The organism is Zeaxanthinibacter enoshimensis (assembly GCF_004362865.1).
Taxonomy (GTDB): domain Bacteria; phylum Bacteroidota; class Bacteroidia; order Flavobacteriales; family Flavobacteriaceae; genus Zeaxanthinibacter; species Zeaxanthinibacter enoshimensis.
In genome coordinates, this window is the sequence record NZ_SNYI01000001.1 from 1,195,583 (window position 1) to 1,221,338 (window position 25,756).

17 protein-coding genes are annotated in these 25,756 nt (G+C 46.1%); 8 read left to right on the top strand and 9 right to left on the bottom strand.

Going from position 1 to position 25,756, the window contains the following annotated elements; genetic code table 11:
* The first annotated feature begins 54 nt into the window (after positions 1 to 54).
* The 6 genes from CLV82_RS05310 (at position 55) to CLV82_RS05335 (ending at position 3,487) form a co-directional block, all read left to right on the top strand.
* The gene (locus CLV82_RS05310; protein ID WP_133643240.1) at positions 55 to 939 is read left to right on the top strand and encodes a mechanosensitive ion channel family protein; all 885 of its coding nucleotides are present in this window, start codon (positions 55 to 57) and stop codon (positions 937 to 939) included.
* Positions 940 to 1,154: 215 nt separating this feature from the next.
* Entirely contained in the window at positions 1,155 to 1,454 is a 300-nt protein-coding gene (locus CLV82_RS05315) for a hypothetical protein (protein WP_133643241.1), read from the top strand.
* Positions 1,455 to 1,522: 68 nt separating this feature from the next.
* Positions 1,523 to 1,972, top strand: coding sequence for a ferritin-like domain-containing protein (locus tag CLV82_RS05320; protein ID WP_133643242.1), 450 nt, complete (start codon positions 1,523 to 1,525; stop codon positions 1,970 to 1,972).
* Positions 1,973 to 2,122: 150 nt separating this feature from the next.
* Positions 2,123 to 2,827, top strand: a complete 705-nt coding sequence (locus tag CLV82_RS05325) for an SOS response-associated peptidase (protein ID WP_133643243.1) — start codon at positions 2,123 to 2,125, stop codon at positions 2,825 to 2,827.
* A gap of 183 nt (positions 2,828 to 3,010) precedes the next feature.
* Complete coding sequence (locus tag CLV82_RS05330; RefSeq protein ID WP_133643244.1) at positions 3,011 to 3,175, top strand: DUF1328 domain-containing protein; 165 nt, start codon at positions 3,011 to 3,013, stop codon at positions 3,173 to 3,175.
* 48 nt (positions 3,176 to 3,223) lie between these two features.
* Complete coding sequence (locus tag CLV82_RS05335) at positions 3,224 to 3,487, top strand: hypothetical protein (RefSeq protein WP_133643245.1); 264 nt, start codon at positions 3,224 to 3,226, stop codon at positions 3,485 to 3,487.
* 71 nt (positions 3,488 to 3,558) lie between these two features.
* Here CLV82_RS05335 and CLV82_RS05340 read toward each other — a convergent pair whose 3' ends face one another.
* Entirely contained in the window at positions 3,559 to 4,119 is a 561-nt protein-coding gene (locus CLV82_RS05340) for a hypothetical protein (RefSeq protein ID WP_133643246.1), read from the bottom strand.
* Between the two features lie 158 nt (positions 4,120 to 4,277).
* On the bottom strand, positions 4,278 to 5,171 hold the full coding sequence (locus CLV82_RS05345; protein WP_133643247.1) for a metallophosphoesterase: 894 nt from the start codon (positions 5,169 to 5,171) through the stop codon (positions 4,278 to 4,280).
* Positions 5,172 to 5,286: 115 nt separating this feature from the next.
* On the opposite strand from CLV82_RS05345, the gene CLV82_RS05350 reads away from it, so the two are divergent.
* The gene (locus tag CLV82_RS05350) at positions 5,287 to 7,659 is read left to right on the top strand and encodes a GAF domain-containing protein (RefSeq protein WP_133643248.1); all 2,373 of its coding nucleotides are present in this window, start codon (positions 5,287 to 5,289) and stop codon (positions 7,657 to 7,659) included.
* On the opposite strand, the gene CLV82_RS05355 is transcribed toward CLV82_RS05350, so the two are convergent.
* Positions 7,649 to 8,860 (bottom strand): Pycsar system effector family protein, encoded by a 1,212-nt coding sequence (locus CLV82_RS05355; RefSeq protein ID WP_133643249.1) that lies wholly within the window; start codon positions 8,858 to 8,860, stop codon positions 7,649 to 7,651. The genes CLV82_RS05350 and CLV82_RS05355 overlap by 11 nt on opposite strands.
* Before the next feature lie 57 nt (positions 8,861 to 8,917).
* Between CLV82_RS05355 and CLV82_RS05360 the strand changes: the two genes are divergently transcribed.
* Positions 8,918 to 12,631, top strand: coding sequence for a metallophosphoesterase (locus CLV82_RS05360; protein WP_133643250.1), 3,714 nt, complete (start codon positions 8,918 to 8,920; stop codon positions 12,629 to 12,631).
* Here CLV82_RS05360 and CLV82_RS05365 read toward each other — a convergent pair.
* From CLV82_RS05365 to CLV82_RS05390, 6 genes are read right to left on the bottom strand one after another with little or no spacing between them, the layout of a single operon-like run.
* Positions 12,628 to 13,470 (bottom strand): NHL repeat-containing protein, encoded by an 843-nt coding sequence (locus CLV82_RS05365; protein WP_133643251.1) that lies wholly within the window; start codon positions 13,468 to 13,470, stop codon positions 12,628 to 12,630. The genes CLV82_RS05360 and CLV82_RS05365 overlap by 4 nt on opposite strands.
* A complete protein-coding gene (locus CLV82_RS05370; RefSeq protein ID WP_133643252.1) occupies positions 13,463 to 14,362 on the bottom strand; it encodes a GyrI-like domain-containing protein in 900 nt (299 codons plus the stop codon). The genes CLV82_RS05365 and CLV82_RS05370 overlap by 8 nt, the downstream gene beginning before the upstream one ends.
* Before the next feature lie 3 nt (positions 14,363 to 14,365).
* A complete protein-coding gene (locus tag CLV82_RS05375) occupies positions 14,366 to 15,709 on the bottom strand; it encodes a vanadium-dependent haloperoxidase (RefSeq protein ID WP_133643253.1) in 1,344 nt (447 codons plus the stop codon).
* Complete coding sequence (locus CLV82_RS05380) at positions 15,706 to 18,969, bottom strand: VCBS repeat-containing protein (RefSeq protein WP_133643254.1); 3,264 nt, start codon at positions 18,967 to 18,969, stop codon at positions 15,706 to 15,708. The genes CLV82_RS05375 and CLV82_RS05380 overlap by 4 nt, the downstream gene beginning before the upstream one ends.
* Positions 18,962 to 22,324: a VCBS repeat-containing protein gene (locus CLV82_RS05385; protein WP_133643255.1), complete on the bottom strand. Its 3,363-nt coding sequence runs from the start codon at positions 22,322 to 22,324 to the stop codon at positions 18,962 to 18,964. Before CLV82_RS05385 ends, CLV82_RS05380 begins: the two co-directional genes overlap by 8 nt.
* A 6-nt stretch (positions 22,325 to 22,330) precedes the next feature.
* Entirely contained in the window at positions 22,331 to 25,636 is a 3,306-nt protein-coding gene (locus CLV82_RS05390; protein ID WP_133643256.1) for a VCBS repeat-containing protein, read from the bottom strand.
* Positions 25,637 to 25,756 lie beyond the last annotated feature (120 nt).

Consider the following 25,756-nt stretch of genomic DNA (forward strand, 5'->3'; position numbering starts at 1 on the left):
TTGATTGTGTTATGTCCACATATAATATTTACTAACTAAAAACACGAAACAAAGATGTTTAAACTTTCAGATGCATGGAACAAAATGCTCGATAAACTAGAATCATGGATAGATGCTCTGGTCCTGGGACTGCCCAATTTTGTGATGGCTGTCCTGGTCTTTATCATCGTCCTGATCCTGTCTAAATATATCAGCAATGTAGCCAGGAAATTACTGGATCGAAGTAAGTTACAGGATTCGATGAAACACCTGATTTCCAGGATCGTGGCCGTCGTGATCATTATTTTTGGACTTTTCCTCGTCCTGGGAATATTGAATTTAAGCAAGGCATTGAATACCATTCTCGCAGGGGCCGGGGTAGTTGGTCTGGCAGTAGGACTTGCACTGCAGGGAGCCTTGTCTAATACCTATTCAGGGATCATCCTGTCTTATGTAAAATATGTCAAATTCGGAGATTGGATAGAAAGCAATGGATTTGCCGGGGAGGTTGTGGAAATTGATCTGCGTTCGGTTACCCTGAAGCAGCCCGATAATAATATGGTATATATACCCAATAAATTAGTAGTAGAAAATCCTATTAAGAACTTTTCGACTACCTCTCAATCCAGGGTTATCCTCCATTGTGGGGTAGGCTATGACAGCGATCTTAGTTTTGTTCGTGATCTTGTCAAGAAGACAATTTCAGATAAGTTCGATGGGGTGGATAGAGATGATGTTATCTTTCTTTACAATGAATTTGGGGATAGTTCTATCAACTTTGAGACAAGGTTCTGGATAGATTCCACCAAGGCACTGGATATTCACAAGGCGCGTACAGAAGCTATGATCGCCATTAAATCTGCCTTTGACAAGGAAGGTATAGAAATTCCATTCCCGATCCGGACGCTCGATTTTCCTGAAAGTGTAACTATCAGCAAACAGGATAAAAGCAGCGAATAATCAGAATTATACTGCTATTCTGCCGGGTGAGAACTGCCGAGATTAAGTAGATTTTACCCGGTTTTTTATTGAAATAAAAGCTTCATATTTAAGTAATTGAAAAGACTTCCGAGTTCCGTTAAATTTTCTTCTCCACCTGTTAAAGCATCAAATTTTTACATGATAGGATTAAGCTCCCCGAAGTAAGGGGAGTAATTTTATAAAAAAATAAGATCATGATTATCTATATAACATTAGGAATTGCATTTGCCTTAGCGGGCCTGCTGATATTTGCCTTGGGAGCATTCCAGGATACATCGGATGAATCTGATTTGGCATACAATGAACAGGAAGTTTTAAAACCAGTTTTTGAAGAAGAATATATGGAAATACCACTGGAACAAGTGGTGATCGCTGATAATACTGATGCGTCGTTAAAAGCCTTGTCGGAGAAGATCAGGAACTTTAAACAACGGAATGCATTTTACCGGAATTCAGAATTCAGATTTATGGATGGGTCTGAAAATAACTACTAATTCACTATCCAAGATGCCAAGCGGTGTGCATCCGTAAAATCACCGTTAATAATTGATTATAATTTACTATGAGTACATACACAGATAAAGTAGGTTCCAAGCTGAATGATTTGCTTGAAAAGACCTACGACGCAGAAAAAGGATTTAAGAAAGCAGCCGAGAATACGAACCATGAAGGACTGAAGGCATACTTTGAACAGAAAGCCGGCGAACGCTACAACTTTGGTCATGAATTAAAATCTGAACTAAAGCAGTACGGCCAGGAAGTGGACAAGGGTGACAGTTTTACCAGTAAAGCCCACAGGGCCTGGATGGACGTCAAAGCAATGTTCTCTACCGATAACGAAGAGTCTATGCTCGAAGAAGCTATCCGCGGAGAGAAAGCAGCAGTTGCTGAATATGATGAGGTCCTGTCTGACACCGACCTGCCCCCAAGTACGCAGACCTTGCTCGCAAGACAACAGCAAAAGATCAAAACCGGCCTGGAAACTATTAAGCGTCTGGAAGACCTGAGTTAAATCAAAATTCCCCTGTTATTTTATAGAAAGATCCCACTATTGTGGGATCTTTTTGTTAAGAAAAGAGGCAACACAAATATTCTTGGAATGTGTCATTAATTGCTGTCTTTGAATCATCCATATCACCTTTAAATGGAGTAATTAGAGCCTATGTATTACCGCTTATCAAATACAGCTCACCGGTCGCAGATCGAACAGGAACTTGGAAAGCCATTCAAGTTTCCCCAGATCTATAAACCCCAGGCCCTTCTGAATGGGTTAGAGGAGACAACACTCCCCGTGATCACTATGGGTGATCCTACATGGATCAACTATTCTATCTGGGGTATCCTACCTGAAGACTACCTGGAGGACTGGGAGTTTTTTCAAAACATCTATAATACCCTTAACCTGGGAAAGGAATCACTGGATTCTAATCTTTGGTATTCTGATGCGATAAAGAAAAGGAGGTGTATGGTGGTCACCACAGGCTTTTTTACTACTTACCTTCACGAAGGTGATATTTACCCTTACTACGTTCATGCCCCGGATTACAAGCCATTCTGTATCGGGGGAGTTTATAACCAATTAGAAGACGGTTTTCTCACCTGCGCCCTGATCATCGTGCAACCGGATGATCTTATATCCCAGATACAGACCGTAGACCGTGGGATGCCACTGATCATAGGGGAAGAAATGCGCAAGACCTGGTTAGATCCTGCAGCTCCTTCTGAACACATTGTTGAGATGATCAGGGATCCAGGAGGGTATATCTTGAAAGCGCACCCGATTGCCAAGGAATTCTATAAGAATAATATTTCCTATAACTCCATGTTGGATCCTGTTCTCTATAAGGGTATCCCCCACATGTTATAAGTGTGAAACCAGGTGGGCCTGACCCTCGATTTACAGTGGATAGCTGGTAATTGAAAAAACCCCTTTAATGCGTTAAATATTGCGGTTTTAACGTTAAGCCTTCTTTTAGGATTAAAGTATTTTTATGGTATATAATCGGGGTTCCCGGTTAAGACCTAAATATTAACTATAAAAATTAAACATATGTTACGTTGGACCGTCATTTTTGTGATCCTGGCAATTGTCGCAGCCGTTTTCGGCTTTGGAGGCATAGCTGCAGGGGCCGCAAGTATAGCAAAAGTTTTATTCTTTATTTTCCTGGTACTTTTTGTACTCTCGCTGATATTCGGCAGGAAAAAGATATTGTAATAACCAGATTCAAATAATAATTTATAATCACTAAAAAATCAATTTAAAATGAAAAAATTAGCATATATAGTATCATTCATGTTCACCTTTATGGTAGTCCTTTCTTCATGCAGGGATACAAATTCCGGTGAAAAGGTGGAAGATGGTATGGAGCAAGTAGGAGAAGGAATTGAAGAAGGTACTGAAGAATTAGGTAGAGATATTGAAGATGGTGCTGAAAAAGTAGGTAGAGATATCGAAGAAGGCGCTAAAGATGTGGAAAATGAAATTGATGAAGAAATTCATGAAGACGACCACGTCGATGATAACTAATCATCAGAGTTCCCCCAATTAAAACCGTAAGGTAAAAAAGAAAGCCATTCTGTAAAGAATGGCTTTTTTAGTTATTCATCTTTAAGATCCTCTTCTAATTCTTCTTTTTCCTTGTCGTCCATCAGGGGGTGGTCTTCCTGCCCCAATCCAATGATCTTGATCATACTGACCACAGTATTATACAGCATAATTACGACTACTATTAATGCGGCACTCATAATACTGGTCATACCCAGGGAAGCATAATATACTATTGTGAACCAGTTGGTTGGGACATTTTCGGATTCCGTTATAGGCAGGTTAAATAGCAGGAAAGTACTCAGCGCCCCGATCAATACCCAGGTATCAAATTTTGCAATTTGCATGATGTGTTCATAATGTTCTTTTTTCAGGCGGTTTTCTGTTCCGGAACTAAGGCTCAATACGGTGAGTAGTAAGGCCAGGATGGTGGCTGATGCCAGGACTATGGTATTACATAAGGTATTAATGCCGGAAACTGAATGCCTGATCAGTGTCTTTGCTTCATAACCACTGAGTTCGCCTAACATAAAATTTCCTGCACCCAGGATAGCCATAGCGATCAACGCCCCGGTGATCGCTCGTTTTGTCGATGGACTAAAATTGAAATTCATAATTCTATTTGTTTTGTATGGAACCTAAATTTATCCGGTTCTTTTCCAGGATTTGTCTTATTCAGCCCAAATTAGAGAAACTGTTTAAGATGTCAGTTCGCTAAGCCGCTGATTTTTAACTGTACTGTACTGCCGCACACCAGATAGGGCAATGAGGATCAGAGCTGGTAGGATTCCAAGGGTACAGGTCCTTCCAGTAAAACCCGGGTCACTTTGAGGGTTCCATCGGTTGTTGTATCAATGTGCCATTTGATAAGCGAAATGGCACCCTCTTCAATTTCGAGCCCCGTAATACTCCTGGGATGAACACAACTGCCGTCGTTAAATAAGGGAATATCCCCGGGTTCCGGAAATCTTGGACGGTGCGTATGCCCCACGATGGTGATCTTCAGGTTGTGCTGCAGTATCCATTTCTTTATCCTCCGTTCAACTTTAATAAGGTTTTTGTAGTTCTTAGCAGGACTGGTCGGATCTGCGATGCCCCAGACCTGCAGTGGTTTCCAGAGCACCCTAACCAGGAAACGACCCAGTCGCCAGAACGAATAATTCCACCAATCGGCCTGGTGCCCGTGGGTCAGGAAGATCTCCTGTCCTGTTTCGCTGTATTTCAGCACTAGTCCCTCGTGGTAGGTGATGCCTTTTAGCAGGTCCTTATCCGTCTCGTCTATCGGCTCGTAATAACTACCCAGGTTCTTTTGCACGTAGGCATCGTCCTTGTAGACCATGTCATGGTTACCCCACAGCATATATAAACGTTGTTGCAGATGAAATTCGCGCAGCAACTTGTAGACGTTCTTATGGGCTTCAAAAATAGACTCAAAATGGACATTCTCCCACAGTTCATCCCCGTCACCCAGTTCGCAATAGGTAAACCCCTGCAGGTAGTAGTATTGCAGGGCATGGAAGTAGATATTCCTGTTGTTGGCAAAATCATCTGCAAAACTGTTATCACCGCGATGACAGTCACTGAATAAGATGAATTTATCCGATTTATTGAAAGTTACGATGCGGGCATCATTATAAGCCCTGCTCAGCCTGCTCTGAGATGACATACTTTGCTTTTGCTTTAAATATCCGAAAAATTGAACCATGGACGGTAATAGTTCGTAAAACAATAAATTGACCTTACTTTTGTAACTTTAACCTTAGAATTCAGACTACTAACCCATGGATCTCAATAATGACAATGTAATGCCTATGCAATTCCTGATCAGCTTTGATGTGCTGTTGAGGAAATACGAGGCAATGGCAGATGGAGATGATCCGCTACTCGCACAACGCGCAAAGGAGGTGCTGAAGGCGCAGGAGCCTTACCCGGTGCTGCGGGATGGATTTACAGATCCCGGGATCCTGGAAGAGCATAAAGAAGTGATCCAGGTGATCCTGAAAGACTCTTTCAGTGAAGTTTTGTCTGATAATGAGATCAAAACGGCTGCTTTACCTTATTATGACCTCATGTTCAATGCTTCCAGGCGATTCCAGAAAATTCTGGACAACGCCGGCCCGGATTTTGAACTCAAGATCCATAACCAGGAGAATAAGGAAGCCTATATAATGGGGTGTACGGTGATCCTTAATTTCTATTACGGGTTTAAACTGGATTTCAGCAGGCCCCTCTATTACCAGATCCCTGATGCTAACGGTGTAGTACGTACCTACCGTATTCTGTACAACGCTGATTTCCTTGAGATAAAACCAACCGAGAAGGCCCAAGAACTTACGCAGGAAGATGTGGACCAGTTATTGGAACAGCCGGAGAACCTGGAACTATGGAAGGAAAAGATACCGCCAAACAGCTTTATTTCTAAAGGCTTCGTGATAGCAAACATGTTCGATGTAACCACGGAACATTCTATTTCGGATATTAAAACGGAACTTATTGCGAACAACAAGCGTGGCAGTGACACGTTCATTCCGCAGCTGGAACAAATTTTCCAATCGTTTTTCAAGCTGAAAGAACTTCAGGTGGGCTTCGTGATCTTTGATAGTAAGAAAAACAGGTTTGAGAAGGTATTTGGAAAAGGGATAAGCAGTTATATCCTGCACGACCGGGATACCGCTTCCTGCAACCAGGTGCTCTGCCCGGAGTCATTCAACCAACTCATCGGTGAAAACAACTACTTTGTGATAACGGATATCGACAAGTACGCGGAAAGATCCGGCGGAATTTCCCCCTATAAGGAATTGGCAGAACAAGGTTTTAAAAGTGCCATCCTTGCACCCATCGCTCCCCAGGGAGAGCTGTTGGGAATACTGGAGATCGTCTCGACGGAAAAGGCCGTGCTTAACGGGGTAAATGCCACCAAGTTGTCCGATGTGATGCCTTACCTGGAGGCGGCAGTACTCCGGTCCAAACTGGAGCAGGAAAACCTGATCGATGCCATAATCCAGCACGAGTGCACCACGGTTCATCCCTCCGTCGTCTGGAAATTCCAGGACGAAGCCAAAAAGTTTATCACGGACCAGATAGAAGACAGGCAACCCCAGTTTAACGAGATCGTATTCAAGGATGTCTATCCTTTGTTTGGCCAGACTGATATCCGGGAATCCTCGAGAGCCAGGAATACTGCAATCCAGCGTGATCTTATGATACAGCTGTCAGAGGTTAATCGCGTCTTACAAGCAGCTTTAGAGAAATTCAAGCTCCCCATCTACGAAGAACTGATGTTCCGGGTCAATAACCATATGGAGGATATCCGTGATGTTCTGAACACGAACAGTGAGCAATCCATCTTTGATTTTATACAGGACGAGATCAATCCCGTATTTGAACACCTTAAGAAGACCGATAAGGAAGCCCTGGAACAAGTCACCTTATACGAAGCCAAAATTGATTCGGGTACGGAATCTTATTACGATCATCGCAGGAATTACGATGAAACGGTGATGAGGATCAATAGAAAATTAGCTGGAATTATTGACCGGCGGCAGGTGCAGGCCCAGGAGATGTTTCCCCATTATTTTGAACGGTACAAGACAGACGGTGTTGAACACAATATGTATATCGGGCAGTCTATATCTGAAACCCGTAAGTTTGAACCGCTTTACCTGAATAATTTACGCCTCTGGCAACTACAGGTGATGTGCGAAATGGAGAATGCCTATTATAACCTGAAACCGGAACTGCCCGTAAAATTAGACGTGGCCTCCCTGATCCTGGTGTATAATTCGGCCCTCTCGATCCGCTTCCGGATGGATGAAAAACACTTTGACGTAGACGGCACCTATAACGCCCGTTATGAGGTGATCAAAAAGCGCATCGATAAATCCTTTGTCAAGGGTACAGAAGAGCGGCTGACCCAGACCGGTAAACTCTGTATCATCTATTCCCAGAAGAAAGATGAATTGGAATACCTCAGGTATATCAAATTCCTCAAATCCAAAGGTTACTTCACGGACAACATCGAGATCCTGGAATTGGAAGGGCTCCAGGGGGTTTCGGGGTTGAAAGCCATCCGGGCAGAAATACTCTACCAGACCGGGGAGAATAAGTCAAAGACCTACACCTACCAGGACCTGGTCGATGAGATTAAGGGTTAGGCTTCGGCAGGTCTATCACGTGCTCAGGTCCGTAAAACTTCAGTGCAACGAAGAATGCAATAACCGAAAGGATCATCCCGATCATAAAAATGGTATACGTAAGTCGCAGCAACTTGTACTTCCTGTTTAATACCACTCCAAGGAAGTACAGGTCTTTTGTCAGGGAAGAATACACGTATTTCTGATCCTTGATCAGTTCCTGTATAGCCCATTCGTAATCCGGAAGCTTCATCTTGTGAAAGTTCCCGAAGAACAAGAGATTTACTTTTTTCTTATCCACGTCTTCCTTGGTAAATTCCCCGCTGGTAACATTAGGTCGGGTAGCCAGTATAGAAAGTATCATGGAAGCCACGCTGAACAATATAAATATGGCTGTCGGGTATATCAGGTAGTCGTTCTGCGGAGTATCCAGTTTCGGGATAAGGTTGGCCAGGACCAGCGAGATAATGATGGCATTCACAGAAAGCAGGATATTGGCTTTGGTATCTGCAATGTCACTTAGCTTCAGGTGGTTCCTCATGGTAACCCTGAACATAGTCTGAATTCCCCGCTCCGGGCTGGCATTCTTGAATTTGGCTTTTAATTGTTCCTTTTTGGCCATTTTCTTACGCTTTTTCTTCGCCTTGACCAGCTTTCGAAGGTTCTTATCTTTTCTTTCCTGCCAGTTTTCTTTAGCATAATCGGTGTAGAAACGGTGTTCTGTACGGAACATTTTTATATTCTCGTCCCGCCATTCACTCGAGTTAAAATCCGCTATCCCCAGGAGAGAGAGTTCTTCCCTGAGCAGTTCTGACACTTCCAGGTAGTTTTTCTTTCCTATATGGGAAGAATCTGCATCACGCAGTATTTCCTCGTGCAGGTTACTGGGTTCATAGATACGTTTGGTTGCCCGGATCAGTTCACACACCTTATCGGTATCTTCTTTCGGGAAATTCTTCTTCTCAAGGAACTCCCTGGCTATCTCACAACTGCTCTCTTCATGTTCCTCCGGACCTTTTACATAACCGGTGTCATGAAACCATGCCGCGAGCGTTATTACATCATTTTCTTTACCTTTTATGTCATAATGATCCAGCATTTCTTTAGTATTTTTAACAACGCGCTGTGTATGCCGCAAGTTGTGATACAGGAATTTAGGATCTAACTGATCGGTAAGATATTCCACAACAAAATCTTCAGCTTCTTGAATTAGGGTCGACATAGTGTTCTATAATTATTATATCCAAAGTACAAATTTTCAATTTTTAATTGAATCCTTATGAAGAAACATTTAGCCCTAATATTGCTATTTCTGACCCTCACAGGTTGCGCTACCTACGAGGCTAAGTATGCTGATAAAAAAACGGCTAAAGACGTAAAGACTACAAAGGAATTATCTCATACCTTTTACCTGATCGGCGATGCCGGACTTTCCCCTATGGGCGGGATGAACCCCGCACTGAAGATCTTTAAGGACAAAGTCCAGCAAGCGGATACCAATAGCACCGCGATATTCCTCGGGGATAATATTTATCCCGCCGGCTTACCTGATCCGCAGGATTCGACCGTTGCATTCCTCAGGGCTAAGAACCACCTGGATGCCCAGTTAGCTACTGTTAAGGATTTTAAGGGAAGGGTGATCTTTATCCCCGGGAACCACGATTGGTATACAGAAGGTCTTATCGGGTTAAAAAGGCAGGAAGTATATGTTGAAGAACATATCAATCGCAAGGATGCTTTTGTGCCGGAGAATGGTTGTCCGCTGGAACTGGTTGAGATCAACGAAGATATCGTGGTGATTGCCCTGGATACGGAATGGTACCTGACCAACTGGGATTACCGCCCATCTATTAACGATGACTGCGAGATCAAGAGTCGGGAAAAATTTATGCAGGAACTGGAGAGCCTGATCAAGAAGAACGCCGGGAAAACGATTGTCATAGCCCAGCATCATCCAATTTTCAGTTATGGTCCACATGGGGGGCAATTTACCTTTAGTCAACAATTCTATCCCTCCTCCACGCGGGTGCCGTTGCCTATCCTGGGTTCCTTTGTAAACCTCTTCAGGAAAACTGCAGGAGCCTCGGTAGAAGATATGCATAACAAGCGGTACCGAGAACTCAGGAACCGTATTTTCACCCTGGCCCAGTTCGCAGAAAAAGTGATCATTACTTCTGGTCACGAACACGCTTTGCAATATATCGTTGAGAGTAACGTGCCCCAGATCGTCAGTGGTTCCGGGGCCAAGAAGGGAGCGACAAATTTACTGAACGGCAGTAAATTCACTACCGGACGGATGGGTTATGCCACCCTCGAGGTGTACACGGACGGATCTTCCAGGGTGCGGTTCTACGGGGTGGATGAATCCGATAAGGACAAGGAGGAATTCCTGTTTACAACAGGGGTGTTCCAGCGAGATACGACGGTAAACGAATACAAATTTCCCGATACCTTTCCTCAAACGGTCACCACCTCTATTTATACGGAAGAAGAAGTTGAAAGATCCGCCTTCTTTAAACTGATCTGGGGTGAAAGATACCGGGAGTATTACGGGACCAAGGTTACGGTACCTACAGTGGATATAGATACCCTTTATGGCGGACTGGAACCGGTGAGGAAAGGCGGAGGGAATCAATCCAAATCACTTCGCCTGAGACATTCCAGCGGTAAGGAATATGTTATGCGGGCTATGAAGAAATCTGCAGAGCGCTACCTGCAGGCAATGGCTTTTAAAGACCAGTATATTATCGGGGAATTTGAAGAAACTTATACCGAAGGCCTGCTGGAGGATTTTTATACCGGGGCACATCCTTATGCGCCGTTTACCGTACCGGTGATGTCCGAGGCTATAGGCATCTACCATACGAATCCCGAACTCTATTACGTACCAAAGCAACCTGCATTAGGTGATTTTAACGGCGAATTCGGGGACGAATTATATATGATAGAGGAACACGTTTCTGAAGGGCACACTGAACTGGAAAGTTTTGGTAAGGCCAAAGAGATCAAAAGCACCTATGATTTCCTGTCCAAGTTGCGGTCTGATGAAAAATATTATGTGGATACGGATATGTATATCAGGGCCCGGTTATTTGATATGGTCATCGGGGACTGGGACAGACACCAGGATCAGTGGCGCTGGGCAGAATTCAAATACAACGATAAAGACAGTATCGTATACAGGCCCATTCCAAGAGACCGGGACCAGGTCTATTCTATCATGGGAGATGGATTACTGATGAGTATTACCACCAAGATTATCCCGCCGCTGAAACTGATGGAGGGATTCAGGGATAATATCAGGAACGTGAGGACTTTTAATTCCAATCCATATTCCCTGGATATGGCCTTATTGAACGGGACCGAACTGGACCAGTGGTTGCAACAGGTAGCGTTACTCCGTGAGAAGCTCACCCCGGAGGTGATAGACCGGTCTTTCCAGGAATTTCCTGAGGAGGTCAGTGACGAGACAGTTCCTAAAATCAAAGGTATATTGCTTTCCAGGTTATCTAAGCTGGAAAAGATCGCCAGGGATTATTACAAGGTTCTGAACAGAGCTCCGGTAATAATAGGAACTGATAAGGACGATTGGTTCGAGATCACCGGGATGGAGGATCATAAGACCAGGATCAGAGCATACAGGATCATCAAGGGAGAAAAGAAGAAGATGTTCTATGATAAGGTCTTTGACTCCAGGCTGACGAGGGAATTATGGATCTACGGCCTCGATGACGATGATTATTTTGAAGCCAGGGGCGAGTCAGATAACCGCATAGATATCAAGATCGTGGGAGGGAATGGTACAGACATCTATGATGTGCAGAACAGCTCTGGCATCACGGTGTATGACTATAAAACCAAAGAATACACATTTAAGAATGTAAAAGGGGTAAAAGTGGTCCTGACGGATGATTACGAAACCAATACCTATGAGCCTCTCAAGCTTAATACTTCCTTTAACCAATTGATCCCGACAGTTGGTTTTAACCCGGATGACGGGGTCCGGATCGGACTTAACAATACCTACAGCCATTATGGTATCCGGCAGAATCCCTTTACCAACAGGCACGAGATCAATGCTGCCTTCTATTTTGCCACCAGTGGATTTGACCTTAAATACAAGGGAGAGTTTGCCAATATCTTCGGCAATTGGAATTTTGCCGTGAACGGTCACTTTACCAGCCCCAATTACAGCGTCAACTTCTTTGGGCTGGGTAATGGAACGCAGAATCCCGAAGACCAGTTCGGGATGGATTATAACAGGGTCCGCCTGAGAACGATTTCCCTGGCACCGGCCATTGTATGGCGGGGTCCCTTGGGAGCGAGCCTGGATGTAAGGCTCTTTTACGAGGACATTAAAGTAGAAAATACTACAGATCGGTTTGTTAACCAGTTTTACGTGGAAAACGGGGAAGAGCTGGGCAAGAGCTTCCTGGGAACCTCTGCGAGGTATCATTACGAGAATGTGGACAGCGATGCTTTCCCAACCCTGGGAATGATGTCTGACCTGGAAGTCGGGTTCCGTGCAAATGCGGACGATTTGGGAACCAACTACGGTTATGTCGTGCCAAGCCTTGCACTGGACCATAGGTTGATGGCAGACGGGACCCTGGTGCTGGCAGCCAAATGGAAAGCCCACTTTAATATCGGGAATGGATACGAGTTCTACCAAGGGGCAAGTCTTGGAGGTTCTGACGGCCTACGCGGATTACGGAACCAACGGTTCATAGGGAAAACTGCTTATTTCCAGAATACAGACCTGCGTTTGCGGCTGCGGAGGATGAAGACCGGGATCTTACCGGTGTCATTAGGGATGTTCGCTGGTTACGATTACGGACGGGTATGGTACCCGGGAAGTACGGCAGGAAAATGGCACAATTCTTATGGAGGTGGGATATTCGCCAACGGGGCAGATGTATTTACCGGGAGGATATCTTTATTCTATGGAGGTGAAGGACCCCGGGTATCCTTTGGTATAGGATTCGGGTTCTAAGGCAGGGTGAATTCGTACAGGTTACCGCCAGAACCCGCTCTTTCCTCATCTGCCAGTAAAAGTGTCTTTCCGTCCTTAAAGCATAGGGATTCTAACTGGGTACTGGCCCCAAGGTCTATCATGTCCATCGCGCCCTCATCAAATGAATCCCCGGTAAAATCACTCAACACCCATAATTTTCCATATCCCAGCAGCACTAGTTTACTGCCGTCCGGGGAGAGGCTGGCAGCAGTGACCACGCATACCCTGCGGTCTTCGCAGAGTTGGAGAGATCCCACGAGTTCTGCTGTATACCTGCCGGGGGTAGAAGGAATCTTATAGATATAGGTCTTCCCATCAAATGGCTGCATCCTGTTCTTGGTGAGAACGTAAAGGTGCCGGTCTGCATAGAATAAGGCCTCGCTGTCATGGGTATAACCTTCTTTGATGGTACTGTCCCAGGGGTACCTGAACTTAATTGTTTCTGCCGGGATCTTATCACCTTTTTCTACCGAGGGGTCCGGTAGTTTGTAGATGTTGAATTCCTGGCGGTCCAAACCGTTATTCCCGGTATCGGCGATATAGAGGTTGCCGGATTCATCCACCGTGAGATCTTCCCAATCTTCGTTATCAACATTGGTGACCTCGAAATTTTTGACCAGCTCCCCCCTGAAGTTCACCCGATAGAGATTATCGGCATTTCCGTGGTCTTCCACTACCCATATCCCATCCTTTCCTGCGGGAACAATACCTGAACATTCGTCCAATTTACCCGGGAGTGCCGTCACAAACTTAAGTTGCCCGTAATTGGAGCAGCTTATCAGTAAGCTGAAGATGATATAATATCCTATTTTAATCATTTTCACTCTTTAGTGGAAGGTAGATCTCCGCCGTCCATTCCAGTTCATTCCCTCCCATGTTCGGATTGTTAAAAAATACTTCTATGGGCAGGCCGGTTGTTTCCAGTCCATTTTTCTTTGCATAATTCAGCAGGGCATACCACGCCCTGTCTGATGTCAGGTAATTGCCATTATAGACAGCTTTGATGGCCCTTATCCCAGGACGTTCAGTATAATGAATTTCCTGGTGAAGCGGCAGGGAATCGGTCTGCATTATAGGGTAGCAGAATTTAAAACTGATACTGTCTTTCTTCCTGTTCCACTGCTGTAATTCCACGTATGGCCTGCCATTCAGGGGAACTGAATCCGCTGCCATCACCTCGCTCAACAAAGGATAGTTTTTCATCATCCCGAACGCTTTCCCTATCTGGCTTGTCTCTAACTGGGTACAGGCGCTGAAAGTTGCCGGGAGTTCGGTGATCCCGGTAATCCGCACCCTGAATTTATCCAGGTGGTCATTGAGATATCGTGCAAAATCAGTGACCCGCTTCCGGGTTTCCTTTTCAAACTGGGTATCGGAAAAAAGAATAGCTGCCCGGTCTTTAAAACTGCTGTCCGCCCCGGTGACATAGACCTGCACCAGGGATGTAGTGTCCGATTCTGGGGTGATCTTCCAATGATACTCATGTTGGGTATCTCCTGCCGGCAGCTGCTGAACGATCTCGTAAAGATCCTGCTGAGCTGTTATCGCCGCATTCTCCTGGGTGGTATTCCAGGTCTTCAGGGTCTGGTTGATGGTCCCCGCGTTCCCCCTGGTCTCAAATCGGACCAGGTAATCAAAAGGTTTCATGAAAAGGTACCAGCACAGGGCAAGGATCACAACCAACAGAAAAAGAAGCCCCAGTCTTTTCATTAATTATTGTCCAGCTATTTGTGCTTCACCGGCCTTCATGTTCAATTTGTCAATTACGAAACGCCCGAGGTCTCTTCCTTGTTCCACACCTACCTCTACGGCAGCCCTGTAGTGGATACCTCCGTACATACGGCTGATCGCTGCTTCATCGGCAGCTTCGTTAAAGGAATTGAATTTTCGCACCGGCAATCCATAAGCCAGTTCCGTGTCGTCCTCGAATGCGAAATTATCACCGAAGATTTCAGTGAGCACCGTTGCTGCAGCGCCTGACACTACGCTGTGACCACTGGGATATTCAGGAAATGGCGGAGTCTGTAATATAGGTTTCCAGGCATCATCGATATGCTGGTTGATCAGGGTCTCGGGGCGGATGAGGTTACTCCTGTATTTCTCGTCCCAACAACTAATAAAGGCATCGGCTATTGCCATTGAAGTTTTGGTGTAGGCGTAAAGGGTATCCTCAAAATCCATCCCTGCCTTCCTGCTGGCTATTTTTGTGATCCCTATCCAGTGTGCCCCGGGGGTGATCTTTTTTGTTGCAAACATCAGGTGGCCCCGAGTCACGGATACATAAGGATTACAGTCCCAGAATTTGGCGATCTGTACTTCTTCTGTTTCATCCCCGTTCTCAGTGATTTCCTGGCTGATGTCGTATACCTCCTTTAATTCCTTGTAGAACTGGCTGTCTTCCTCCATGGAATAATCCGGGGGCGGAGGGGGAGTGAACTGCTGTGCGGAATCGATCACAAAAGGCCTGATCTTGTTCCAATGGGGTTCTATACCATCCATGTAAGAAGGTGGGGTAGGCTGCCAACGGCCCGGCTCTTCTGTGTCTACAGTGAACTTAGGCATGGTGCGGGTCTGTTTGTAATTATCCTTATCCATCCAGGCAGCGATATGATCAACCACAGCCAAACCATAAGATCTGCTGGCTTCAAATTCTTCTTCATTAAGGTCACTCCAACGGTTGTAAAGACTATCCTGGTATTTTTCCATCCTGTCCTCGGAAAAGATAAGTTTTTTACTGAGCTCCATATGTGCGATCAGAGCAGCGAGTTCAGGGTTCACACCACCGGGATTCACAGGTTCCGGGATAGGTGATAAACCATCCAGCTGCCCTGAAAGAGATTTATATTCCGGGTTGCCCAGGGCAATGATCTCGTATGCCGCGATATTGGGATACGCAAAGATCCTGCTCGCCACGGGAGGGGAGAAGATATCATGGATCATAATTTCTGTAACATGGTCGATTGCCCCATGGAGGTCGTCCGGGCTGATCTCGATAGGTTTTTTCTCTGTGCAGGCAAAGCAGAGGCTTAATGCCAGGAGGTAAATAATCTTTTTCATTTTCCGTCGCTCGTGTTTGGTAATTTATAGACCTGGGCCCTTTCGTTATTCAGGGTTACCAGCAGGTAAGTCTTTCCTTTTAATGTAATGAGGTTAAGGTGCCTGACCGATCTCTGCTCAAGGTCAAGTCCCAGGTTGCTTCCCAAAATTACATCATTTTTATTTTTTATCATAGCCCCCGGGAAAGCCCCAAGCCTTCCGTGGAAAGGTTTGAGCCCGAAGTAGTTCCCCCCGGCCAGTACTTCCTCTTTCCCATCGCCGTCAAAATCTGCCTTCAGCATGGCCAATACCGGTGCCAATTGCAGTTCTTCAGATAAAGGAACAAAACGGAACCGGCCGTTCACGTTCTCCAGGTAACCTGTCCTCAGTTCCTGCACCTCGAGGATGGTAGCACGCTTTAGCATAGGACCATCCAAAACCTCCTCAACGGTCTTTCCGGCGAAAGATCGGTAAGAGTTGAACTTCTTCCTGAGGCTTACTAATTGCCCGGAGAGTTCCGGTAGCCCGTCAAGGGGATAGTATTTCCCGTCCTTGGCGGTAGCGATAATGGTTTCAGTGCTGCCATTGGCATCCAGGTCGCCGTAATACATGCGCATCGGTGTTTCCTCTTCTGCTTTAAATTTGCTGTTCAGACCCCAGTTACCCAGGAGGTAATCAGTATCGCCGTCCCCGTCTATATCAAAAGGTTGTATACTCTGCCACAGGCCTGTAGGGGCATTTTTAAGCGGGAATTCTTCAACCAGGTTGCCTTTTTTGTTCCTGAAAAACCTGGGCGGCATCCATTCGCCTACAAGGATAAGATCCGCTGTTCCATCCCGGTCAAAATCATCCCATACGGCGTCAGTGACCATTCCGGCCAACCGCAATTGATCGTTCTTTACGATACTGAAGTTTCCGTTCTCGTTCCTGAGGAGGTGCGAATTAGGGATGCGTCCAAAATCTGCAGTTATGGCATTACTGCCCCGGAAAACGTCCAGGTCACCGTCATTGTCCAAATCGTTAGCCGCCAGGACTGAGGTGTTGCCGTAAATTTCGGGGAATTCGGCAGCTGAGAACGTGCTGTCCCGGAGACTATAATAATGATCGAGCAAAGGCTCCATGCGGTTGTAAAAATCGCCTCCCCCGGTTCCTATCAGCAGGTCGCTCTGACCATCAGAGTTAAAATCTTCAACAAGTGCCGATACGTCTTCTGCAATAGAATCTGATGCTATGGTAGGGTAGTGGAGAGCCTGAAAGATGCTGTCCCTGTTCATATAGAACGCAGACTTTATGTACTTAGATCCCCCGAAGAAGATATCTTCCTTTCCATCTCCATCAAGGTCACCAACCGCTGTAGCGGGCCCCCGGTCCGAGATCATATAAGGGATAAGTTTTTGCCGGTTAAAATCCAGGTATTTGTCTTCCACATGGGTAAAGTCAATACCCAGGTTATCATCAGTTTTCTCGAAAAATGCTTTTGTTTTTGGCTTAAGACTTTGGTAATCGAAAGGTTCAGTTTCTGAAGGACTGACCTCCAGGATTTGATTTACCCCCACCTGAGTCATCAGTTGGGTGGTCTTATCCGGCCAGACGATCCGCAAAGAGTCTATTGTTCCGGTTTTACCAAATCCGAAATGCAGAATTGGTTCACTGGAGGACTGGAATCCCCGCGCGGTATAGAGTTCTTTGTATTGCAGTTTGTCACCGGTATAGACATATACCTTGGTGCCAATCCCGAAGCGGTTGGGAGCGGGATAGCGGAATTTTAGTTTCAGGTAATTGGCCTGGTCGTTGGTTTGGTTGATGTAGAGGCTGACCGGGCTGTCGATATTATTCACAACAAGGTCCAGGTCGCCGTCATTATCCAGGTCACCTGCAGCGGTAGCCCCGGAGATCAAGGTGTCATTGGCGATCCAATCCGAGGACATATCCCGGAACCGGATTCCCCCGCTGCCCTGGAAAATGTAGTTGTGGACTTTCCCCGAAGGCATCATATCCAATGCCTCCTGGTCTACCAGTTTGGTGTTATTGATTTTGTTCCTCATCTGGTCACTGGAAACAAAGTTGATGAAATCCAGGTCGTTCGGACGCTTGGGTATCCCGTTAGAAATAAAGATATCCTGCTCTCCATCCTGGTCAAAATCACCAAAGAGGCTGCTCCAGCTCCAATCGGTGGCCGCAATCCCGCTCAACAGGGCAGTTTCCCGGAACTTACCATGAGGATTGTTCAGGTGAAGCATGTTCCTTGTAAACTGGTAATGGTACCCATATCGTTCTGTCCGGAGTTTCTGGGTCTGCATATTATCATCCCCTTCTGATGATTTCAGGACCTTTTCATCTTCGGGAAGCATATCCAGCGAGAGCAGGTCTGGCCAGCCGTCGTGGTTAATGTCTGCCACATCGTTGCCCATGGAGAATCGGGTAGTGTACCCGAAATGATCTTTAAGACTCTCGGTAAAAGTGCCGTCGCCGTTGTTCAGGTAGTAATAATCATCTTCGTGGAAATCGTTCCCTACATAAATGTCGGGGTACCCATCCACGTTAAAATCGGCCACGGCAACTCCAAGGCCATAACCATTGATCCCTCCGTAGATGCCTGCTTCCTCACTGACATCCGTAAAGGAACCTCCATCATTCCGGAGCAGTTTATCGCCGGTCTGGTAGTTCCTGCTGAGCCTCAGGGCTGCATTCCCAAAAGATTCCTGGGTATGCACCGCATGGTTGAGCAGGTAGATGTCCAGATCCCCATCCAGGTCATAATCCAGGAAGGCAGCCCCTGAACTGTAGGTGTCAAAATCGAGCCCGTACTTGCCTGCACTTTCTGTAAAGGTCAGGTCTCCATTATTTATATATAGTTCGTTGTACCCGTCAAATCCATTGATGCCTACCACGGCGCATACGTAAATATCCAGCAGTCCGTCCCCGTTGACATCACCCATGACAACCCCGGTGTTCCAGCTGCTGTTGCCGCTCACCCCTGCACTGGCAGTAATGTCTTTGAACTTTAAGCCTCCCTGGTTAAGAAAAAGCTTGTTCTTTACCTGGTTCCCGGATATGTAAATGTCTGGAAGGCCATCGTTATTTATATCTCCCACGGCGACACCGCCTCCATTATAGAAATAAAGGTAATCCAGGATGTTCAGGTCATCGGTCTCGGTCAGCTGGTTGGTGAAATCCAGGCCTGTATCCTCCTTTTCCGGATTTGTGAACAGAGAGCCCCCGGTATCTTTGCACCCAAACATAACAGCAGCCAGCAGTATCAATGACAAAACTTTATTCATCCAGGGCGTAGATTTTAGGTTCCTTATCGTTGATGGCAGCGATCAGGTAGCTCTTTCCCCTGGCATCCCTAAAGATTTGCAGGTGCTTGATCTCATCGCGTATAAAAAGACCGCTTTTTTCATAATCCTGCCATTTGAAATCGAGATCCTTACCCCCAAGCAGAACAGAACCATAATTGGCATCCAGCCTGGAGTATTGAGGTTTAAATTCAAAATTATTGCCTCCCAGTAAGAGATCGGTATACCCGTCATTATTCAGGTCTGTACAGCTTATCCCGCAGACACAGGATAACTGTACCTGGGGCGGCAATTTCTTAATGGTATACTTTCCATTGCCTTCATTTACGGCGATCACCGATTCCGAGATCACAGCTTCTTTTACAATCGAATTCGTGATAACGTCTTCCGGGAACAGTTCCCGGATAGTTCTTTTGGCATAGTCAGAAGCTTTCAGGTTCTGTTTTTTCAGGGCCACCATCTGGTTGGTAAGTTCTTTCTTCTGGTGCAGGGGATAATCGGCTCCGCCAGATCTCTGGGTGACGATCTGTTCGATGGTACCATTGTTATCAAAATCATTGACCCATATTTTCATGGGCTGTCCCGGCATGGGTTTATAGTGGAGATTACCGCCCTGGTTCCCCAGGATAAGGTCCATGTCCCCGTCCTTATCCAGATCTTCTGCTTCTACGACATTCCACCAGCCGCTTAGACTGTCTAGTGTGGTCTTTGTCCTGGATAACCTTCTGCCGTTGTTCCTGAATATCAGCGGACTTCCCCAGTCAGAAACCGTGATAAGATCCTTTTTGCCGTCCCCGTCCATATCGGCCCAGGTAGACGAGGTGATCATCCCTGCGTCCTTCAGGTCATATGCAAGTCGTTCTGTCGCATCTGAAAAGTTGCCTTTTCCGTCGTTCTCAAGGAAAAGATGATCGGGGTTGACCCCATAGGTGCCTACGACTGATCGGGATCCCAGGAATACATCGATATCCCCGTCCTGGTCAAAATCATAAGGTTCCAGGGTAGAGACATTCTTAAAAGACGAAGGCAATTGCTGACCGGAGGATGTAAGCCTGCCTTTCCCGTCATTAAGGTAAAGGCGGGGCCTGTAGCTTTGTGATTCACCAACCTGGTTGCCGCCGGTTCCTACCATCAGGTCCAGGTCGCCGTCCCCGTCGGCATCAAAAAATGCTGCCGCGGTATCTTCCATGCGTTCATCATCTTCCAAAGCTCGCTGGCGGCTTTTAACCAATTTCCCATTCCCTTTGTGCAGGTATAGTACGCCGGGCTGACCTTTTGCACCGCCGAGGTAAATATCTTCGTTCCCATCTCCGTCTACGTCGCCCACAGCCAGTGCCGGTCCTTCCTGTGACAGTAATTTGTAGATGAGCCCTTCGTAGTCAAAGTCGTTGTAATTGTTTTCCTTATGGGCAAGGAGGCTGCTGTTATCGAGTTCCCTTAAGAAAGGTTTTTGTTTTTTATTTTTTTGCGGGATGTACGTTTCACGGGCATCTGCATAATTAAAGCTCAGCAACTGGTCCGGTTTAACATCGGTCATAAGAACTGTTCGATCATCCGGCCAGATAACTCGCAGCGAATCGATGGTATCAGTCTTCCCGAGTCCTATGGTCATTTTATAGTCCATGGACGACTGGAACCCCCTGGATGGGATAAGCTCCTGCAGGTACGTCTTATCATCCATATAAAGCATCACGGTTGTTCCTACCCCGAAAGGATTCTTTTCAGGACCCTTAAACTGCAGTTGCAGGTAATGGTGGTTAGTAAAGGAATTGCTGTGGTTCTCGTATACAAAGGCAGTCATGTTGACATTATTCACCACCAGGTCAAGGTCCCCATCATTGTCAAGGTCTCCATAGGCGGCCCCGTTCGAAAGGCTGGGGATCTCAAAACCCCAGTCCTTGTTTGCATTAGAAAAGGTAATGTCGCCGTTGTTTCTGAAGGCATAATTAGCCTGTGGTTTTACCGGCATCTTGTTGATAATGGAATCTATGGATTCCTTCCGCCCGGTGAGTGCCATTTTCTGGATAATTTCGTTAGCGAAGAAATCGACAAAATCCAGGTCGGTCAGGTCGTGGTTCACCCCGTTGGTCACATATATATCACGGAGGCCATCGTTGTCCATATCAAACAACAGCCCGGCCCAGCTCCAGTCCGTGGCATCTACACCACTGAAATAGGCCACTTCGGAGAAGGATCCGTTTCCATTGTTCAGTTGTAGTGTGTTCTGTATATACTGCTGGTAAAAATCTTTACTTTGTTTCAGTTTAAAGACATTGTAGCCTTCAAATTCCATAACCGATTTTACCCTCTCATCCGGCTCGGGCAACATGTCGGTTATAAAGATCTCGGCGTGTCCGTCGTTGTTAATATCAGCCATGTCTATTCCCATAGCGGACAGGGAGAGGTGAGAGGTCCAGTTCTTAATGTCTTCTGTAAATGTTCCGTCCTGGTTATTGATATAAAGGTAATCGCGCTCGTAGAAGTCGTTGGAGACATAGATGTCAGGGTAGAGGTCCTTATTGATATCGGTTACCATGACCCCCAGGCCAAAACCGATCAGGCTGCCATAGATACCGGCTGATTCGCTGACATCTACAAATTTTCCGTTATCATTCCTGAGCAGCATATCACCTACCCCTTTAAAGATGTCAGGAACCCCTTCCCAGTCCTGGGCCCTAACTTCCCTTTGTTCGGCGTACCCAAGGCTGCTCACCGGTATATTGCTGTTGTTTAGGATATATGCATCAAGGTCGCCGTCCTTATCATAATCAAAGAAAGTCGCATGCGTGGAGAAACCAGTTTTGGCAAGGTTGTATTCAGCAGCTCTCTCCGTAAAGGTGAGATCACCGTTATTGATGTAGAGATCATTGTCGTGGTTGTTCCCCTCCATATTCCCGGCGTTGCTGACATAGATATCCAGCAAGCCATCGGCATTGATGTCTACCATCACGACCCCGGTAGACCAGGGTTTATTCCCTTCTACCCCTGCTGTCGCAGAAATGTCCTCGAACTGCATATTCCCTTTATTGAGGTACAAACGGTTCGGTTCCATATTCCCCGTCAGGTAGATATCAGCCAGGCCATCATTATTGATATCACCTATAGCCACACCCCCGCCATTGTAAAAATTGCGGTATTTGAAAATATTGAAATTCTTCTGGTTCTCAACTTTATTGATAAAGTCTATACCCGTTCTTTCAGGGGGTAGTAAGCTGAAAAGGGTAGGGGCCTTCTGTTCGGATTCCCCTGCTTCCTTTGATTCCTTCTGGCATGCGGTAAATGCCAGGATGGCCAAAAAAATAACGCCCTGGTACAGGGTTGCTCGTTTTATTCTCATACTGTGTTATTTCTGGTCGGTGGTCAAGAATACGGGTTTTTGGTTGTTCATCCCCGCAATATAATGAGGTCTCTTTCCTATGTCAATTCTCAGCAGGTCCCGGACCGGCCCTGATAGCCCTGTTCCGGATCTTTCTGATATAAGGAATCGCCCCGATTTATCATTGAACAAAATTAAGCCATGCAAAGCATCCATCCTACCTAATTGGGTGCTAATTTCCAAGGTATTACCTCCTATGAAAATGTCAATTGCCCCATCCTTGTCAAAATCTTCCAGGATCATGTCATGTACGGAAGAAACCTGTGCCTGCCGGGGTAACTTCTGCCGGCTGAAAGAATTATCCCCATTGTTAAGGAATACGGAACTCGATAACAGGTGCACATTTTTTTTGTCCGCCCTGGAAAGCTTTTCCCGAGTAAAGATGTCCTCCATAGAAGCCTTTGCAAAATCAGCATAAGAAAGGAATTCCTTGTTGAGGTGCGGTAACTGTTTTACCAGCTCATCCTTGGAGGCCAGGGTAGTTTCCTTACCGCGGTAATAATAGGTCAGGATCGATTCAACCGATCCATTATTATCAAAATCGGCCCGGTAGAGTCGCATCGGTTGGTCTGGGGAAGCAGAAAGCCTGCTGTTCTCTCCCCAATTCCCGGCAACCAAGTCCAGGTCTCCATCCCGGTCAAGGTCTGCTACATGGATCGTATTCCACAGTCCGGCAGTATGAGACAGACCGTTGTTTTGCTGTAGCTGGAGCGACTTCCCATCGTTCATCAGGATGCTGACAGGCATCCAGTGGCCCACGGCAATAAGGTCTTCGTACCCGTTTCCATCGAGGTCTGACCAATGGACATCTTTTACATTACCTAGCTGCTGTAGCGGTGCAAACGCTTTATCGTTTACTTTCTCAAAATGACCGGTGCCATCATTGCGAAATAAAAGTTGCTCGGGGGTTTTCCCATAATTTCCAGGCACCTGGTCCGAAGTGATCAGTACATCCAGGTCACCATCCCCTTCAAGGTCGGTGACAGATACAGAAGAAGCATTGATCTCTATACCCTGGAATTCTGTATCGTCGTACTCAAGTGTCCCGTTCTTATTTCTGTACAACCTGGGTTTCAAAGCAGTGCCATTCCTGAATTCGTTGCCCCCCGAGGCAACCAGCAGGTCCGGGAAACCATCAGCATCCGCATCAAAGAAAAGGGCTGCAGTATCTTCACTTAAATAATGGGCTTCAAAAAGGTCTTGCTGAATTTGTCTAAAACTACCGTCAGTATCCTGCAGGTAGAGCACTGACGCCTGGTTCTTTGCACCGCAAATGAACAGATCCTCCATACCATCCTGGTTAATGTCTGCCGCTGCGAGTGCGGGTCCTTCATGGCTACCGGCAACAGGTGCAAGGGGTTCCCGGTTAAAATCCAGGGTTGTACTCTCCCTATGCGTGAAATCAAGGGGTGATGGAATAGGAGAGAGCAGGCGGTGCGAAGTCCTACCCCGGTCTGAATAATAATTTCCCCCTGCATTCTCATACTTCACTTTTACAGTATGATTTTCGGGAATTGTTCGGAGGGTTTCAAACTTACCACCCGGCCATACGATAAGCAGGGAGTCCGGCGCGTTTGCCTTACCTAACCCAAAATGGAGCTCGTTAGGAACTGCCGACAAGTAACCCCGGCTATTGTAATTTTCGGCCACCTGGAGTTTTCCTGCAGCATAAGCATATACTTTAGCCCCGATGCCTCTTCCATTTCCTGCAGGCCCGGATAAGTGTATTTTAGAAAAAGAATGCCCGGGGAATTGTTCGCTGCTGTTTCTCAATAATGTTGCAGGAGCGTCGACATTGTTGATAACAAGGTCCAGGTCACCATCGTTGTCCAGGTCTGCATAACTACTTCCGTTACTGAAAGAAGCAGCAATATTCACCCATTTTTCGGTAACATCCTCAAATTGCAGATCCCCGTTATTCGCAAAGAAATAGTTAGGCACTTTTTTTTGTGGTATTTCTTTGATAAACTCCATCTCCTCAGCGCTCATCCCTTTTGATAAACGCTTCTGTATATTATCATTGGCAATGAAGTTTATAAAATCCATGTCATTGGTGGCGCCTTTAATGCCGTTGGAGATAAAGACGTCTTTATCACCATCATTGTCATAGTCTGCGGCAAGCGGTGCCCAAGACCAATCGGTAGCCGCAAGACCCGAAATCTGTCCAACTTCGCTATAACGATCATTGCCGAGGTTTTGGTGGACGGTATTCTGCATGTATTGGGGCCGGTAACCATTCTTCAGGTAGAGTTCATAAGTGGGATATGCATATTCTGCTCCTGATGTTTTAAAGGTCTCTAAATCTTCCGGGAGCATATCAAGCGAGATTATCTCGGGGAGGCCATCGTTGTCCAGGTCAGCGATATCATTGCCCATAGAGAAATGGCTGGTATGGCCAAGGTGGGTGTCATCTAGGGATATGATCTCCTTAAATGTGCCATCGCCCTGGTTAATATAGAAATAGTCATTCTCAAAGAAATCGTTTCCTATATAGATATCAGGGTAGCCATCGTTGTTGGTGTCACTGATCGCCAGTCCCAGGCCGTAGCCGATCTTTCCGGAAAAAATACCGGCCGCCTCTGAAACATCTGTGTATGTGCCATTATCATTGCGGTACAGCCGGTCTCCCGAACCTGGATCCGGCACCTCGCGCATGCTGCCTTTACCATAGTTCCTGTTCGGATAGACAGAATGGTTCATCAGGAACAGGTCAAGGTCGTTATCCAGGTCATAATCAAAGAAGGCCGCCTGCGTGGAGAACCCGGAGAAGTCCAGGCCATAAAGGGCTGCTTCTTCCCTGAAAACAGGGATGCCCTTCTCATCCATGCCCTGGTTCACGTAGAGAAGGTTATGACCTTCCAGGTTCAGGTAATTGGCAACTTTGGAAATATACAGGTCCTGCAGACCATCGTCGTTAATATCAACATGGGTTACGCCGGTAGTCCACCCGGTAGAATTTTCTAAACCTGCCGCTGCACTTACTTCCCGGAATTTGAAATTTCCCTTGTTAATATAAAGTGCATCACTCCCCTGGTTAGCCGTAAAGTAAATATCCTTTAAACCGTCATTATTGAAATCGCTAATGGCAACTCCTCCGCCATTGTAATAGTAGAGGTAAGTCAGGATGTTGAGTTCAGGGGTGTCCTCTAACCGGTTCTGGAAATCTATACCGGATATGGATGGCTCAACCCGGGTAAATAATTTCTGCTTTTTTTCCTCGCAACTACCCAGGAGCAGGCCCATCAAGATAATCAGCCGGATATACTTTATCATGCCTGTAAAAGTGAAATGGCAATATATATAATCCTCCAGTAAGAGTAAAAAGAATATGGTTAATGTTCGGGCGGATAAAAAACTCAATCCTGCCCATATTGGGGATACTCTGCGAATATA